The following is a 14656-nucleotide window of genomic DNA, read 5'->3' as shown; positions in this document are numbered from 1 at the left end:
TCACTTAACGTTAAGCCTGCACTGATCAGAACTCGTGATCGGCGCTGTCCGGGTTCAGGTCGCTGATGCCCAGCTTGCCCGCTGCGGCTTCGATAGAACCGGTCTGCTTGACCAGCGCGGCGATGGCGTCGCGCACGATCTGGTTGCCGGCGTCGTTGCCGGCGGCGATCAGCTGGTCGTAGTGCTCACCCTTGTTGGCGTGATCAACCATGACCTGGATCTTCGCTTCGGTGGCCGCCAGGTCCGCTTTCAACGCGGTGTCGGCAGCCGGATCGGCCTTGGCCACCAGGGACGACAGGCTGGCGCCGGTCATTTTGGTGCCGTCGACACGGGTGTATTCGCCCAGGTAAACGTTACGGATACCCTTGGCGTCGTAGAAGTGCGAATTGTGGGTGTTGTCGCTGAAGCAGTCCTGCTCGTCTTCCGGCGAGTTGGCTTCCAGGGACACCTTCATACGCTCGCCGGCCAGTTCGCCCAGGGACAGGCTGCCCATGCCGAACAACATTTTGCGCAAGCCGTCGGTGGCCGGTTCCGCCTCAAGGGTGGCGCGATAGTTGTCGGCGACGTTGGGTTTCCAGTTGCCGACCATTTCTTCCAGATCGCTGACCAGCAATTGGGTCACGGCGCTCAGGTAGGCCCGGCGACGCTCGTTGTGACCGCCGGTGGCACCGGCGCCGGTCAGGTAGTCCGAGGCCGGGCGGTTGCCGGCGCCGGGACCGGTGCCGTTGAGGTCCTGGCCCCACAGCAGGAATTCGATGGCGTGGTAGCCGGTGGCGACGTTGGCCTCGGAACCGCCCAGCTCATTGAGGCTGGCGAGTTTTTCCGGGGTGATGGTCTTTACGTCAACCTTGTCTTCGCCCAACTGGATCTGGGTGTTGGCGATGATGTTGGCGGTGGCGCCAGGGTTGCCCAGGGCATGCTCATAGGATTTGTCGACATAGTCGATCAGGCCTTCGTCCAGCGGCCATGCGTTCACCTGGCCTTCCCAGTCGTCGATGATGGTGTTGCCGAAGCGGAACACTTCGCTCTGCAGGTACGGCACGCGTGCGGCGATCCAGGCGGTGCGCGCGGCTTTCAGGGTTTCATCGTTCGGCTTGGCGAGGAACGCGTCGATGGCGGTCTGCAGGGTTTTCGCGGTGGATTCGGCATCGCTGTAGACCGCGAACACCATGTCGGCATAGTGCGCGACCACTGCCTTGGCGGCGGCTTCGTCGACTTTTCCGGCAGGGGCGGCCGCCGCTGGAGCGGCAGTGCTGGCCGCCGGGGTCGGCGCCTGGGGCGCGGCGGCTTTGTCTTTACCTTCGCCGCAGCCGGCGAGAGAAATGGCAATGGCCAGCAGACTGGCGGTGGCCAGGGGCATACGAATCATGGCGAACATCCTGCTTCGGTTGTTGAGAGGACGCGCGGAGGCCGCGCAAAACTGCGACATAATGCGAAAGATTTGCATTTTGTGTAAAGGGTTATGCGCGGGAAATATTCAGTATCGTTTTGCCCGATTAGAGAATCGCTGCGTTATTGCGCTCCACCTGCTTCAAAAAAACCGCCAACTCCCGCGCCGGCAGGGGTTTGCTGTAGTAATAGCCCTGACCCTCGTGGCAGCCCTCGGCGATGATATAGGCCTCTTGCTCGGCGGTTTCCACGCCCTCGGCGATCACCTGCATGCCCAGGCTCTTGCCCAGCTGGATGATGGCTCGCACGATGGTGGCGTCGTCGTCATCATCGAGCAGGTCCTGGACGAAGCTCTTGTCGATCTTGATCTTGTCCAGCGGCAGACTTTTGAGATAACTCAGGGATGAATACCCGGTGCCGAAATCATCAATGGCGATCAACGCCCCCGAGCGCCGCAGGCTCAACAGGTGTTGAGCGGCGGTGCTGATATCTTCCATCAGGCCGGTCTCGGTGACTTCCAGTTCCAGGCTGCGCGGCGGCAGGCGATAGATCTGCATCAGGTTGTTGACCACCCGCGGCAGCTCGGTGTGATGTAACTGCACAGTCGACAGGTTGACGGCCATGCGCAGGGTGGTGAAACCCTGATCGTGCCATTCGCGCAGTTGGCGGCAGGCATGGTCCAGCACCCACTCGCCGATCGCGATAATAGTGCCGTTCTGCTCGGCCAGCGGAATAAACAGGTCCGGCGGTACCAGGCCATGTTCCGGGTGTTGCCAACGCAGCAAGGCTTCCACGCCGACGACGCGCTGCTCGCGGTAGCTGACCTGTGGCTGGTACACCAGGTGGAACTGGTCGCGGCTGAGGGCCTCGCGCAGGTCTTTTTCCAGCTCGCGGCGTCGGCGCATTTCGCTGTCGACGCTGGCGATATAGAACTGGTAGCGGTTGCGTGAGCGGCTCTTGGCCAGGGTCATGGTCTGTTCGGCTTTCTGGAGCAACTTCTCGGTACTGTCGCCATCTTCGGGGAACAGCGTAATACCGATGGTGGCGCGCAGGCGGATCTGTTCGTGGTCGAGGGCGAATTCCGCCTCGAGGTCGTCCAGGATGCTTTGCGCCAGTTCGGCAGCCTCATAGGGCTGGTCGATATCGGCCTGCACCAGCGCGAATTGGTCGCCGCCCAGGCGGGCGAGGGCGCCGAGCCGGCCGCTGTGGGCGCGCAGGCGGTCGGCCAGGGCCAGCAGTAATTTGTCGCCGGCCTGGTAGGTGAACTGTTCGTTGACGCTTTTGAAATCGTCCAAGCCCACACACAGCACCGCCACGCGGCGCTGACGACGGCCGGCGTCGGTCAGAATCTTGTCCAGTTGTTCCTGCAGTTTCTGGCGGTTCGGCAGGCCGGTGAGAAAGTCATACTGGGCCATGCGCAGCAGGCTGGACTCCGCCTCATGGCGCAGGTGCGTGTTACGTTCGATGGATTCAAGCAGTTGGTTGGCGGTATTGATCCACAACCCCAGTTCGTTGCGCTCGTGGCCCTTGAGCTGCGGGATCTTGTGCTCGCTCGGCCGGTCCGGGTTGATCGAGGTCAGGTGCTCGATGATCCGCGACAGCGGTTTGGTCAGCAGCCAGTGATAGACCAGATACAGCACCAGGCCCATGGCAAGGGCCCGCAACACCCCGGAAATGAAAATAATCACCGAGTTGACGATAAACCCCTGGCCATAAGTGGCGGTATCGAGGGTGATGCTCAGGTCGCCGTAGTACTCGCTGTAGGGGCCTTTGCCTACCAGGGGGGTGGTGAAGGTGCGTTCCTGGCCAAGAATCAGATCGGTCAGCCAGCGGCTGGGAGCATGCTGCAGGGCGCGGCTTTTTTCCGCGAGCATGGTTTCGTTGGGATGGCCAATGGAGGCCATGCGCACCGCATCGTCCTGGAACAACCCCTCGATGACCTGCATGCCCATCTCGCGGTCCAGGCTATACACCGCCTGGGTCGAAGGGTCGCGGAACATATCGAGGATGCGCTGGGCATCGCCGGCCACGGCCTGGCGCGTCTTGTAGGCATCAAACACGATCTGCGCCACGCTCAGCGCCACGCCCACGACCAACGCCGACAGCAGCACAACCCGTAGCAACTTCACCGACAAGCTGTTCTTGAGTTCCAGCTTCAAAGGGGCATTCCTTGTCTCATGCGGGTGGCCTTCAATATGCCATGAGTATTGGCAATCTGGTGATGGCAGTCAAAGGAACATTGGGGTAAGGGCCGCTTTGGCGGTTTCGGCGGGAAGGTGCAGCGGCAACAGGCAAGGCGGACGGGTATCCGCCTGCTGTGTTCAGCGTGGGATGGGCGATCAGTTGGAGAAGATCACCTGGCGCTTGGCAGTCTCCTGGGCGCTCGAGAAATCCACGGTTTTGTTTTGCGGTTCCAAAGCGTTGCCCAGGGCCTTTGCCAGTACATCGGCGAATGGCTGGGCGAGCGGTGCGAGCGATTTGGTGATGTCGCCAGCGGCTTTGGCCAAGTCGCCGACGATCGGCAGTGCTGCGAGTGCTCCAATGGTCATGGTTATTTCTCCGACAGGGGCAAGAGGCGAATTCCTCTCGCTCCTGCGTGGTCGTAACCAAGCGCCTGGTTCCGCCGCCCATAAAAAAGCCCGGCAATCGCCGGGCTCCTGTACTGCAAGCGTTGCTTAGGCAGTGAAGGTCTTGCCTTCGAACTGCTCAGCCACGAACTTCCAGTTGACCAGGTTCCAGAACGCTTCCACATACTTTGGACGCACGTTGCGGTAGTCGATGTAGTAGGCGTGTTCCCACACATCGCAGGTCAGCAGCGGGGTGTCGCCGCTGGTCAGCGGGTTGCCGGCGCCGATGGTGCTGGCCAGGGCCAGGGAGCCGTCAGCCTTTTTCACCAGCCAGCCCCAACCGGAACCGAAGGTGCCGACGGACGTCTTGGTGAATTCTTCTTTGAACTTGTCGAACGAACCGAACGCCGCGTTGATGGCTTCAGCCAGCGCGCCGGTAGGTTGGCCACCGGCGTTCGGTGCCAGGCAGTTCCAGTAGAACGTGTGGTTCCAGACCTGAGCGGCGTTGTTGAAGATGCCGCCCGAAGAGGACTTGACGATCTCTTCCAGGGTCTTGCCTTCGAACTCGGTGCCAGGCACCAGGTTGTTCAGGTTCACGACATAGGTGTTGTGGTGCTTGTCGTGGTGGTATTCCAAGGTTTCCTTGGAGATATGCGGCTGCAGGGCATCGTGTGCGTAGGGCAGCGGCGGCAATTCGAAAGCCATGATGATTCTCCTAATCAGGTCAGTTGCGGTGAGCGCAAGGCCGATCACGGGCGGCCAAACATGCGCCGGGGAGTTTGTACTCTTTGCGGCGCAGGGTCCGGATCATAGCACCGGGGGTGTGGCAAAACCACGCAACAACTGTGTGGGATAGAGGTTCCAGAGCGTTTTGGAATATCTGTCAGGCGTTGATCAATTGGTAGGCCACGCTGAACATCATGCCAGCCACCAACAGGTCCAGCAGGCGCCAGGTCGAAGGCCGTGCCAGCCATGGGGACAGCCATGCCGCGCCGAGTGCGAGCGTGGCGAACCACAGGAACGAAGCGCTCGCGGCACCGGCGACATATGCGCCGGGTTCGGTTTGCTGGGCGCCCAGGGAGCCGATCAGCAACACGGTGTCCAGATAGACATGGGGATTGAGCAGCGTGACCGCCAGGGCGCTGAGCAGCACCGCGCGCAATGAACGTACCTTGAGGCTGCCGCCCTGTTCCAGGCTCTGCTTGGAAAATGCCCGGCGCAGCGCCAGGGTGCCGTACCACAGCAGGAACGCGGCGCCGCCCCAGCGGGCGATCGCCAGCAGCACAGGGCTGTGCGCCAGTACTGTCGCGAGGCCGAATACGCCGGCGGCCACCAGTATCGCGTCGCACACCACACACAATGCCGCCACGGGCAAATGGTGTTCGCGGCGCAGGCTCTGGGCCAGTACAAAAGCGTTCTGCGAGCCGATCGCCATGATCAACCCAAGGGCCACCAACAGACCGTTAAGATAGCTTTGCCACATAAGGTTTACTCCGCAGTGGTCGCCAGTTGGCGCAGTACGGCCATGGCGCGTTGGGCATCGGCGCGGCCGACAAACAGATGATCGTGGTAAAAACCGGCAATCACGTTGCAACTGATGCCGGCCGTGCCCAGGGCGCCGGCAAAAGCGGCGGTCAGGCCCACGGCTTCCAGGGCCGAATGCACATTTAAAGTGATCCAGGCGGCGATGTATTCGAACGCCAGTCCGGCCTGTTCTGCCTGTTGGCGTTCCACGATCAGGGTCAGGCCTTCCTGTTCGCGGAAGCTGCCAATCACTTCGCAGCCTGGCGGGATACGGGCGTCGGGCAGGGTACAAAACACGTAGTCACCGTCATTGAGGTGTGGGCTCATGCTGCGCAGCAGGGTTGCCAGGGCGGTTTCGCCGGCCATGGGGTGGTTCCTTATTAAAGAGAGGCACTGCTGGCTATTGTCCCGGCGTAGGTTGTATAAGAAAAACCAATATTACTGATCGCTCATTAGAGAAACTGATGTTCGACTACAAATTACTGTCCGCCCTGGCGGCCGTGGTGGAGCAGGCCGGCTTTGAGCGCGGCGCCCAGGTGCTGGGGCTGTCGCAGTCAGCGATTTCCCAGCGCATAAAACTGCTGGAGGCGCGTGTCGGTCAGCCTGTGCTGGTGCGAGCTACGCCACCGACACCCACCGAAATCGGCCGTCGCCTGCTCAACCATGTGCAACAGGTGCGTCTGCTGGAACGTGACCTGCAGAGCCAGGTGCCGGCGCTGGACGACGAGGGCATGCCCGAGCGCTTGCGCATCGCCTTGAATGCCGACAGCCTGGCCACGTGGTGGGCCGAGGCCGTCAGCGCTTTTTGCGCCGAACAGCAGTTGCTGCTGGACCTGGTGGTGGACGATCAGACGGTCAGCCTCAAGCGTATGCGTGCCGGTGAAGTGGCGGCGTGCATCTGCGCCAGCGAACGCCCGGTGGCCGGTGCCCGCAGTCTGTTGCTCGGCGCCATGCGTTATCGCGCGCTGGCCAGCCCGGCTTTTATTGCGCGGCACTTTCCAAGCGGAGTGCGCGCCGACCAACTGGCCCGCACCCCGGCGCTGGTGTTTGGCCCGGATGATTTCCTGCAACACCGCTACCTGGCATCGCTCGGTGTGGACGGTGGTTTCGAACACCATTTATGCCCCTCGTCCGAAGGCTTTATCCGTCTCACGGAGGCTGGGCTGGGCTGGGGCCTTGTCCCCGAATTGCAGGTGCGCGACCAACTGCAAAAAGGCGTACTGGTGGAGTTATTGCCAGATAAGCCGATCGATGTGCCGTTGTACTGGCATCATTGGCGCAATGGCGGGCAACTGCTGAACCTGTTGACCGACCATCTGGCTCAGGTGTGTGGTCAATGGTTGGTGCCGTTGGAGTGACGGCACGCGTCAAGGCAATAGCGATGAAAAATGAAAGGACACGGGGTAATACATGAAAATTCTGGTCACCGGCGCAAGCGGCTTCATCGGCGGGCGCTTTGCGCGTTTCGCCCTGGAGCAGGGCTTGGACGTGCGGGTCAACGGGCGGCGCGCCGAAGGCGTCGAGCACTTGGTCCGGCGCGGTGCCGAGTTTATCCAGGGTGACCTGAGCGACGCCGACCTGGTGCGCGAACTGTGCCGCGATGTCGAGGCCGTGGTGCACTGCGCCGGTGCCGTGGGGCTGTGGGGCAAGTATCAGGATTTCCACCAAGGCAATGTGCTGGTCACCGAGAATGTGGTCGAGGCCTGCCTCAAGGAGCGGGTCGGGCGTCTGGTGCATTTGTCCTCGCCGTCGATCTATTTTGACGGCCGCGATCACTTGGGCCTGACCGAAGAACAAGTGCCCAAACGCTTCAAGCATCCCTATGCCGCGACCAAATACCTGGCGGAACAGAAAGTGTTCGGTGCCCAGGAATTCGGTCTTGAGGTGCTGGCGTTGCGCCCGCGCTTTGTGACCGGGGCGGGCGATATGAGCATTTTCCCGCGCCTGCTCAGAATGCAACGCAAGAACCGTCTGGCCATCGTCGGCGACGGCTTGAACAAGGTCGACTTCACCAGCGTGCACAACCTTAACGAAGCGTTGCTCAGCGGGCTGCTCGCCACGGGCTCGGCGCTCGGCAAGGCCTACAACATCAGCAACGGCGCGCCGGTGCCGGTGTGGGATGTGGTGAATTATGTGATGCGCCAAATGCAATTGCCTCAGGTCACCCGGTATCGTTCCTACGGGTTGTCCTACAGCATGGCAGCGTTGAACGAAGCATTCTGTGCAATGTGGCCCGGTCGACCGGAGCCTTCGCTTTCGCGTCTGGGCATGCAAGTGATGAACAAAGATTTCACCCTCGACATCAGTCGGGCCAGGCATTATCTGGACTATGAGCCCAAGGTCAGCCTGTGGGCCGCCCTCGACGAGTTCTGCGGTTGGTGGAAGGCCCAGGACCCGAGCGGCGGCTGAGGTCACAACCGGCAACACACCGGGAACCGAATGTGCGGTGCCCGGTCGATCAATGCGGCGCGAGTGCGGTTTATACTCCCGTCGCTCGGCGTTCCAGCCAGCCACTTCGATGATTCAGGGTTGATCCATGCGTAACGATGCCAACGACGATTTCGACAACGTTCCCAGCCTGCGGGCCGACCACGGGGACGACGAGGATTTCGAACCGACCCCCGCCACGTCGGTGCGCTCGCGCACCACGCCCGTGGTCAAGGTCAAGAGCGCCAGCACCGGCCCGCTGTGGGCCTTGGTCGGCGCGTTACTGATCGCCTTCGCCGGCCTGGCGTGGTGGAGCTTCCAGCAGATTTCCCTGATGGGTCAGCAATTGGTTGCGACCCAGGAAAGCTTTGCGCGCATCAGTGAAGAAGCGGCCGGGCGCCTGCAGGATATTTCCGGCAAGGTGGTGGCCAGCGAGGCCAACGTGAACAACGGCAGCGAGGCGCTCAAGCAACAGATTAAACAGCTGGAAACCCAATTGATGGAGCAGGGCAAGCAGCAGGTAGGCGTGGCCGGCCAGGCCACCGAGCTGGACAAGCGTCTGGCCCAGATGACCGCCAGCACGACCGACCTGTCCAACGCCAACGCCAAGCTGCAAGGCCAGGTGCAGGCCCTGACCGATGCCGTGGCAACCCTCAAGGCCGCCCAGGGCGATGCCGGCAAGCGCGATGCGGAACTCAAGGAGCTGGCCGCCGATGTGGCCGCCTTGAAAAAACAGGGCAATCCGAGCGCCGCGATTGCCCGTATCGAGCAGGAGCTGGTCGTGCTCAAGAGCGCGCAGGAGACGCAACCGCTCAACAGCGATGCGCCTACCAATAAGGAATTCGATGTGTTCCGCATCCAGACCACGCGCAATATCACCACCTTGCAAAGCCAGGTGCAGAACCTGCAGCGCCAGATCGGCACGCCTGCCCAGTGATCGCACAAGTAAATGTCACCGTCTGGTGACATTTTCCGTCTCCTTCGTTACTTGCCCTCCGGTTGCCCTTGTTTAGACTCCGGTCATCCTACAAAAAACAATAAGGGCCACCCATGACCACCCAACCACTGCCTGCCAGCAGTTGGCTGAATGCACCTGCCCATCACGCCTGGCTCGCTGCTGAAGGCCAACGTCTGCTGGGGTTCGCCAAGGCGTCCCGAGTGCCTGAAGGCTTCGGCAACCTCGACGCCACTGGCCAGTTGCCCGCCGACGCCCGCGCCGAAACCATGAATACCGCCCGCATGACCCACAGCTTCGCCATGGCCCATGCCATGGGCTTGCCCGGTTATGCCGATCTGGTGGCCCATGGTGTCGCCGCCCTCGGCGGCCCGTTGCGCGACCCTGAACACGGCGGTTGGTTTGCCGCGCCCCGTGCGGTGGATGGCAATCGGGGCAAGGCCGCCTACCTGCACGCATTCGTGGCCCTGGCGGCCAGTTCGGCGGTGGTAGCCGGCACACCGGGGGCTCAACAGTTGCTCAACGATGCGATGCATATCATCGAGCAGTTTTTCTGGAGCGAAGAGGAGGGCGCGATGCTTGAGTCCTTTGCCCAGGACTGGAGCGGCCTGGAAGCCTATCGCGGCGCCAACAGCAACATGCACGCCACCGAAGCCTTTCTCGCGCTGGCCGATGTCACCGGCGACACGCGCTGGCTGGACCGCGCGCTGCGCATCGTCGAGCGCGTGATTCACCAACACGCCGCCGGCAACCAGTTCATGGTGATCGAACATTTCGACGTGCACTGGCAACCTTTGCTGGCCTACAACGAAGACAACCCCGCCGACGGTTTTCGCCCTTATGGCATCACCCCTGGCCATGGCTTCGAGTGGGCACGGCTGTTGCTGCACCTGGAGGCCGCGCGCCTGGAAGCCGGCCTGCCCACCCCGGCGTGGCTGCTGACTGACGCCAAAGGCCTGTTCGCCAGTGCCTGCGAATATGCCTGGGCCGTGGACGGTGCTCCCGGCATTGTCTACACCCTGGACTGGAACCACCGCCCGGTGGTGCGCGAACGCCTGCACTGGACCCACGCCGAGGCCAGCGCCGCCGCCCAGGCTCTGCTCAAGCGCACCGGTCAATTGCACTACGAAACCTGGTACCGGCGTATCTGGGAATTCTGTGACAACCACTTCATTGACCGCGCCGACGGCAGCTGGCACCACGAACTCAACCCGCACAACCAGCCCAGCAGCAGGATCTGGGGCGGCAAGCCTGACCTGTACCATGCCTGGCAAGCGGTGGTGCTGCCGGCACTGCCGTTGGCGCCCAGCATGACCAGCGCATTGAACGCCGGTACTTATGTCACCAAGTGGTGACGTTTGTGCATCCCTTTGTTACCTGCGCCCTGAAAATCCATGTTTAAACTCCGTGCAGCGCAAGCCTAAGACTTGCATGCATAACAACAAAAAAAGGTACTCAGATGAACGCGATTAATCGCCTCGCCGTTGCTATTTCCGTTGCCTCGTTGTTCCCCCTCAGTGCATTTGCCGCCGACTCCAAAGGTACGGTGGAAGTGGTGCATTGGTGGACCTCGGGTGGCGAAAAAGCGGCTGTGGATGTCCTGAAGGCCCAAGTTGAGAAAGACGGCTTCACCTGGAAAGACGGTGCCGTCGCCGGTGGCGGTGGTGCCACTGCCATGACCGTGCTCAAGAGCCGTGCCGTGGCCGGCAACCCACCGGGTGTAGCCCAGATCAAAGGCCCCGACATCCAGGAATGGGCGTCCACCGGCCTGCTCGACACCGACGTGCTCAAAGACGTCGCCAAAGAAGAGAAGTGGGATTCCCTGCTCGACAAGAAAGTCTCCGATACCGTGAAGTACGACGGTGACTACGTTGCCGTGCCGGTCAACATCCACCGTGTGAACTGGCTGTGGATCAACCCGCAAGTCTTCAAGAAAGCGGGTATCACCAAGAACCCCACCACCCTCGAAGAATTCTACGCAGCCGGCGACAAGCTCAAGGCCGCGGGCTTCATCCCGCTCGCCCACGGTGGCCAGCCTTGGCAGGACAGCACCGTGTTCGAAGCGGTAGTCCTGTCGGTGATGGGCGCCGATGGCTACAAGAAAGCCCTGGTCGACCTGGATAACGCCGCGCTGACTGGTCCGGAAATGGTCAAGGCCCTGACTGAGCTGAAGAAAGTTGCGACCTACATGGACGTCGACGGCAAAGGCCAGGACTGGAACCTGGAAGCCGGCAAAGTCATCAACGGCAAGGCCGGTATGCAGATCATGGGTGACTGGGCCAAGTCCGAGTGGACCGCCGCCAAGAAAGTCGCCGGCAAGGACTACGAGTGCGTAGCCTTCCCAGGCACCGACAAAGCCTTCACTTACAATATCGACTCCCTGGCGGTGTTCAAGCAGAAAGACAAAGGCACTGCGGCCGGTCAGCAGGACATCGCCAAAGTCGTGCTGGGTGAAAACTTCCAGAAAGTCTTCAGCATCAACAAGGGCTCGATCCCTGTTCGAACCGACATGCTCAATGAAATGGACAAGCTCGGCTTCGACTCTTGCGCCCAGACCGCGGCCAAAGACTTCCTGGCCGATGCCAAGACCGGTGGCCTGCAACCAAGCATGGCGCACAACATGGCCACCACCCTGGCCGTGCAAGGCGCGTTCTTTGATGTCGTGACCAACTACATCAACGACCCGAAAGCCGACCCGGCCGACACCGCCAAGAAACTTGGCGCTGCGATCAAGTCTGCCAAGTAGGAACTCGCTACAAGCTGCAAGTTACGAGCTGCAAGCGGGCGCGGTATGTCTTGACGCTTGTAGCTTGCCGCTTGTAGCTGCCTTCAGTCTTACTATTGGATTTCCCCATGAGTTCTGTTGCTGTGTTCAGCAAAGCCTCGCCGTTCGATGCACTGCAGCGCTGGCTACCTAAACTGGTGCTGGCGCCCAGCATGTTCATCGTGCTGGTGGGCTTCTACGGCTACATCCTGTGGACGTTTGTACTGTCGTTCACCACGTCTACATTCCTGCCCAGTTACAAATGGGCCGGTCTTGCGCAATACGAGCGGTTGTTCGACAACGATCGCTGGTGGGTAGCGAGTAAGAACCTGGCGCTGTTTGGCGGCATGTTCATCGGCATAACCCTGGTGATCGGCGTGACACTGGCGATTTTCCTCGACCAGAAAATCCGCCGCGAAGGCTTTATCCGCACCATTTACCTGTACCCGATGGCGCTCTCTATGATCGTCACCGGTACCGCCTGGAAATGGCTGCTCAACCCGGGCATGGGCCTGGACAAACTCCTGCGTGACTGGGGCTGGGAAGGTTTCCGCCTGGACTGGCTGATCGACCCGGACCGCGTCGTTTACTGCCTGGTGATCGCGGCTGTATGGCAAGCCTCGGGCTTCATCATGGCGATGTTTCTCGCTGGCCTGCGTGGTGTTGATCAATCGATCATCCGTGCGGCCCAGATCGATGGCGCCAGCCTGCCGCGCATCTATTGGAGCGTAGTGCTGCCCAGCCTCCGTCCGGTGTTCTTCAGTGCGGTCATGATCCTGGCGCACATTGCGATCAAGAGCTTCGACCTGGTGGCGGCCATGACCGCCGGCGGCCCGGGCTACTCGTCCGACCTGCCCGCGATGTTCATGTATTCGTTCACCTTCAGCCGTGGCCAGATGGGCATGGGCTCGGCCAGTGCAATCCTGATGCTCGGTGCGATCCTCGCGATCATCGTGCCTTACCTCTACTCCGAGCTGAGGACCAAACGTAATGACTAGTTTCGCTTCCAAACCTGCCATCAGCCTGAGTCGCATCGCGATCTACGCAGTGCTGATCCTTGCGGTGCTGTTGTACCTGGTGCCGCTGGTGGTGATGCTGCTCACCAGCTTCAAAACCCCGGAAGACATCAGCACCGGCAACCTGCTGAGCTGGCCGACCGTGGTTTCCGGCATCGGCTGGGTCAAGGCCTGGGATACCGTGGATGGTTACTTCTGGAACTCGATCAAGATCACCGTTCCGGCCGTGCTGATCTCCACCGCCATCGGCGCGTTGAATGGCTATGTGCTGTCGTTCTGGCGCTTCCGGGGTTCGCAGCTGTTCTTCGGTTTGCTGTTGTTCGGCTGCTTCCTGCCGTTCCAGACCGTGCTGCTGCCGGCATCGTTCACCCTCGGCAAGATGGGCCTGGCCAGCACCACCACGGGCCTGGTGTTTGTGCACGTGGTCTACGGCCTGGCGTTCACCACGCTGTTCTTCCGTAACTACTACGTGAGCATCCCGGATGCGCTGATAAAGGCCGCACGCCTGGACGGTGCGGGTTTCTTCACCATTTTCCGTCAGATCATTCTGCCGATGTCGACGCCGATCATCATGGTCTGCCTGATCTGGCAGTTCACCCAGATCTGGAACGACTTCCTGTTCGGCGTGGTGTTCTCCAGCGGCGACTCGCAGCCCATCACGGTGGCGCTGAACAACCTGGTCAACACCAGCACCGGGGCCAAGGAATATAACGTGGATATGGCGGCGGCGATGATCGCCGGGCTGCCGACCCTGTTGGTCTATGTGATCGCAGGCAAGTATTTCGTGCGCGGCCTCACGGCCGGCGCGGTCAAGGGGTAATCATGGCTACGCTTGAACTTCGCAATGTAAACAAGACCTATGGCGCCGGCCTGCCCGACACCTTGAAGAACATCGAACTGTCGATCAAGGAAGGCGAATTCCTGATTCTGGTCGGCCCTTCGGGTTGCGGTAAATCCACGCTGATGAACTGCATCGCCGGCCTGGAGACCATCACCGGCGGCGCGATCATGATCGGCGATCAGGATGTCAGCGGCATGAGCCCCAAGGATCGCGACATCGCCATGGTGTTCCAGTCCTACGCCCTGTACCCGACCATGAGCGTGCGCGAGAACATCGAATTCGGCCTCAAAATCCGCAAGATGCCCCAGGCCGATATCGACGCCGAAGTGGCGCGCGTGGCCAAGCTGCTGCAGATCGAACACCTGCTCAACCGTAAGCCGGGCCAACTCTCCGGCGGCCAGCAACAGCGCGTGGCCATGGGCCGGGCCCTGGCGCGTCGGCCGAAGATCTACCTGTTCGACGAACCGCTGTCCAACCTCGACGCCAAGCTGCGTGTCGAGATGCGCACCGAAATGAAGTTGATGCACCAACGCCTCAAAACCACCACGGTTTACGTGACTCACGACCAGATCGAAGCGATGACCCTGGGCGACAAAGTGGCGGTCATGAAGGACGGTATCATCCAGCAATTCGGTACGCCGAAAGAAATTTACAACGACCCTGCTAACCTATTTGTGGCAAGCTTTATCGGTTCACCACCGATGAACTTCGTTCCTATGCGTCTAAAACGCAAAGACGGAAGGCTGGTGGCGCTGCTCGACAGCGGCCAGGCTCGTTGCGAGTTGCCGCTGGGCATGAACGACGCCGGGCTGGAAGACCGCGATGTGATCCTGGGCCTGCGCCCGGAGCAGATCGTGCTGGCGGCGGGCGAGGGTAACGGCTCGTCGAGCATTCGTGCCGAAGTCCAGGTCACCGAGCCCACCGGCCCGGACACCCTGGTATTCGTGCAGCTCAACGACACCAAGGTCTGCTGCCGCCTGGCGCCCGATGTGGCGCCGCAGGTGGGCGAGACCCTGACGCTGCAGTTCGACCCGGCCAAGGTCCTGCTGTTTGACGCCAACACCGGCGAGCGCCTGGGCACAGTCGCCGCATTGCCGGTACCGGGGCACGCCGACAACGTGACCCAGTTCAAGGGCCGCTGAGTAAGATAAGTTGTTGTTTTAGTTAAAAAAA

Annotated in this window: 14 protein-coding genes; 8 read left to right on the top strand and 6 right to left on the bottom strand. The window is 61.2% G+C overall.

From position 1 onward, the window contains the following. Nucleotides 1-25 precede the first annotated feature (25 nt). From PSH94_RS19800 to PSH94_RS19775, 6 genes are all read right to left on the bottom strand, one after another. On the bottom strand, nucleotides 26-1369 hold the full coding sequence (locus tag PSH94_RS19800; protein WP_181080103.1) for an imelysin family protein: 1344 nt from the start codon (nucleotides 1367-1369) through the stop codon (nucleotides 26-28). Between the two features lie 127 nt (nucleotides 1370-1496). Next, entirely contained in the window at nucleotides 1497-3548 is a 2052-nt protein-coding gene (locus PSH94_RS19795) for a bifunctional diguanylate cyclase/phosphodiesterase (RefSeq protein ID WP_181080104.1), read from the bottom strand. A gap of 180 nt (nucleotides 3549-3728) precedes the next feature. Next, nucleotides 3729-3938, bottom strand: coding sequence for a hypothetical protein (locus tag PSH94_RS19790; RefSeq protein WP_181080105.1), 210 nt, complete (start codon nucleotides 3936-3938; stop codon nucleotides 3729-3731). A 126-nt stretch (nucleotides 3939-4064) separates the two neighbouring features. Further along, nucleotides 4065-4661 (bottom strand): superoxide dismutase, encoded by a 597-nt coding sequence (locus PSH94_RS19785; RefSeq protein WP_003212997.1) that lies wholly within the window; start codon nucleotides 4659-4661, stop codon nucleotides 4065-4067. A gap of 178 nt (nucleotides 4662-4839) precedes the next feature. After that, nucleotides 4840-5439, bottom strand: a complete 600-nt coding sequence (locus PSH94_RS19780) for a LysE/ArgO family amino acid transporter (RefSeq protein WP_181080106.1) — start codon at nucleotides 5437-5439, stop codon at nucleotides 4840-4842. Between the two features lie 5 nt (nucleotides 5440-5444). Continuing rightward, on the bottom strand, nucleotides 5445-5846 hold the full coding sequence (locus PSH94_RS19775; RefSeq protein WP_181080107.1) for an ACT domain-containing protein: 402 nt from the start codon (nucleotides 5844-5846) through the stop codon (nucleotides 5445-5447). Between the two features lie 98 nt (nucleotides 5847-5944). Between PSH94_RS19775 and PSH94_RS19770 the strand changes: the two genes are divergently transcribed. The 8 genes from PSH94_RS19770 to PSH94_RS19735 all read left to right on the top strand — a co-directional run bounded on the left by PSH94_RS19770 (nucleotide 5945) and on the right by PSH94_RS19735 (nucleotide 14625). Beyond that, nucleotides 5945-6838 carry a LysR family transcriptional regulator ArgP gene (locus tag PSH94_RS19770; protein ID WP_305435603.1) on the top strand — a complete coding sequence of 298 codons (894 nt, stop codon included), beginning with the start codon at nucleotides 5945-5947 and terminating at the stop codon, nucleotides 6836-6838. 52 nt (nucleotides 6839-6890) lie between these two features. Beyond that, on the top strand, nucleotides 6891-7889 hold the full coding sequence (locus PSH94_RS19765) for an NAD(P)-dependent oxidoreductase (protein ID WP_181080109.1): 999 nt from the start codon (nucleotides 6891-6893) through the stop codon (nucleotides 7887-7889). A gap of 127 nt (nucleotides 7890-8016) precedes the next feature. Beyond that, nucleotides 8017-8844 carry an ATPase gene (locus tag PSH94_RS19760; protein ID WP_181080110.1) on the top strand — a complete coding sequence of 276 codons (828 nt, stop codon included), beginning with the start codon at nucleotides 8017-8019 and terminating at the stop codon, nucleotides 8842-8844. Nucleotides 8845-8957: 113 nt separating this feature from the next. Then, nucleotides 8958-10217 carry an AGE family epimerase/isomerase gene (locus PSH94_RS19755; protein ID WP_305435602.1) on the top strand — a complete coding sequence of 420 codons (1260 nt, stop codon included), beginning with the start codon at nucleotides 8958-8960 and terminating at the stop codon, nucleotides 10215-10217. Nucleotides 10218-10321: 104 nt separating this feature from the next. After that, a complete protein-coding gene (locus PSH94_RS19750; protein WP_253509107.1) occupies nucleotides 10322-11608 on the top strand; it encodes an ABC transporter substrate-binding protein in 1287 nt (428 codons plus the stop codon). A gap of 107 nt (nucleotides 11609-11715) precedes the next feature. Further along, the gene (locus tag PSH94_RS19745) at nucleotides 11716-12624 is read left to right on the top strand and encodes a carbohydrate ABC transporter permease (RefSeq protein ID WP_003175732.1); all 909 of its coding nucleotides are present in this window, start codon (nucleotides 11716-11718) and stop codon (nucleotides 12622-12624) included. Continuing rightward, on the top strand, nucleotides 12617-13462 hold the full coding sequence (locus PSH94_RS19740) for a carbohydrate ABC transporter permease (protein WP_181080113.1): 846 nt from the start codon (nucleotides 12617-12619) through the stop codon (nucleotides 13460-13462). Before PSH94_RS19745 ends, PSH94_RS19740 begins: the two co-directional genes overlap by 8 nt. A gap of 2 nt (nucleotides 13463-13464) precedes the next feature. After that, nucleotides 13465-14625 carry an ABC transporter ATP-binding protein gene (locus PSH94_RS19735; RefSeq protein ID WP_181080114.1) on the top strand — a complete coding sequence of 387 codons (1161 nt, stop codon included), beginning with the start codon at nucleotides 13465-13467 and terminating at the stop codon, nucleotides 14623-14625. Nucleotides 14626-14656 lie beyond the last annotated feature (31 nt).

Origin of the sequence: Pseudomonas sp. FP2254 (assembly GCF_030687695.1) — a bacterium.
In the GTDB taxonomy this organism is placed as follows: Bacteria; Pseudomonadota; Gammaproteobacteria; order Pseudomonadales; family Pseudomonadaceae; genus Aquipseudomonas; species Aquipseudomonas quebecensis.
The sequence above is the reverse complement of the archived record's forward strand: the minus strand, read 5'-3'. Positions and strand labels throughout refer to the sequence as shown.

Excerpts from the sequence above, each read along its gene's own strand:
- PSH94_RS19755 (WP_305435602.1), top strand. The coding sequence starts at position 8,958 with ATGACCACCCAACCACTGCCTGCCAGCAGTTGGCTGAATGCACCTGCC.
- PSH94_RS19745 (WP_003175732.1), top strand. The coding sequence starts at position 11,716 with ATGAGTTCTGTTGCTGTGTTCAGCAAAGCCTCGCCGTTCGATGCACTG.
- PSH94_RS19785 (WP_003212997.1), bottom strand. The coding sequence starts at position 4,661 with ATGGCTTTCGAATTGCCGCCGCTGCCCTACGCACACGATGCCCTGCAG.
- PSH94_RS19790 (WP_181080105.1), bottom strand. The coding sequence starts at position 3,938 with ATGACCATTGGAGCACTCGCAGCACTGCCGATCGTCGGCGACTTGGCC.
- PSH94_RS19760 (WP_181080110.1), top strand. The coding sequence starts at position 8,017 with ATGCGTAACGATGCCAACGACGATTTCGACAACGTTCCCAGCCTGCGG.
- PSH94_RS19740 (WP_181080113.1), top strand. The coding sequence starts at position 12,617 with ATGACTAGTTTCGCTTCCAAACCTGCCATCAGCCTGAGTCGCATCGCG.
- PSH94_RS19780 (WP_181080106.1), bottom strand. The coding sequence starts at position 5,439 with ATGTGGCAAAGCTATCTTAACGGTCTGTTGGTGGCCCTTGGGTTGATC.
- PSH94_RS19775 (WP_181080107.1), bottom strand. The coding sequence starts at position 5,846 with ATGGCCGGCGAAACCGCCCTGGCAACCCTGCTGCGCAGCATGAGCCCA.
- PSH94_RS19750 (WP_253509107.1), top strand. The coding sequence starts at position 10,322 with ATGAACGCGATTAATCGCCTCGCCGTTGCTATTTCCGTTGCCTCGTTG.
- PSH94_RS19800 (WP_181080103.1), bottom strand. The coding sequence starts at position 1,369 with ATGATTCGTATGCCCCTGGCCACCGCCAGTCTGCTGGCCATTGCCATT.
- PSH94_RS19770 (WP_305435603.1), top strand. The coding sequence starts at position 5,945 with ATGTTCGACTACAAATTACTGTCCGCCCTGGCGGCCGTGGTGGAGCAG.
- PSH94_RS19735 (WP_181080114.1), top strand. The coding sequence starts at position 13,465 with ATGGCTACGCTTGAACTTCGCAATGTAAACAAGACCTATGGCGCCGGC.
- PSH94_RS19765 (WP_181080109.1), top strand. The coding sequence starts at position 6,891 with ATGAAAATTCTGGTCACCGGCGCAAGCGGCTTCATCGGCGGGCGCTTT.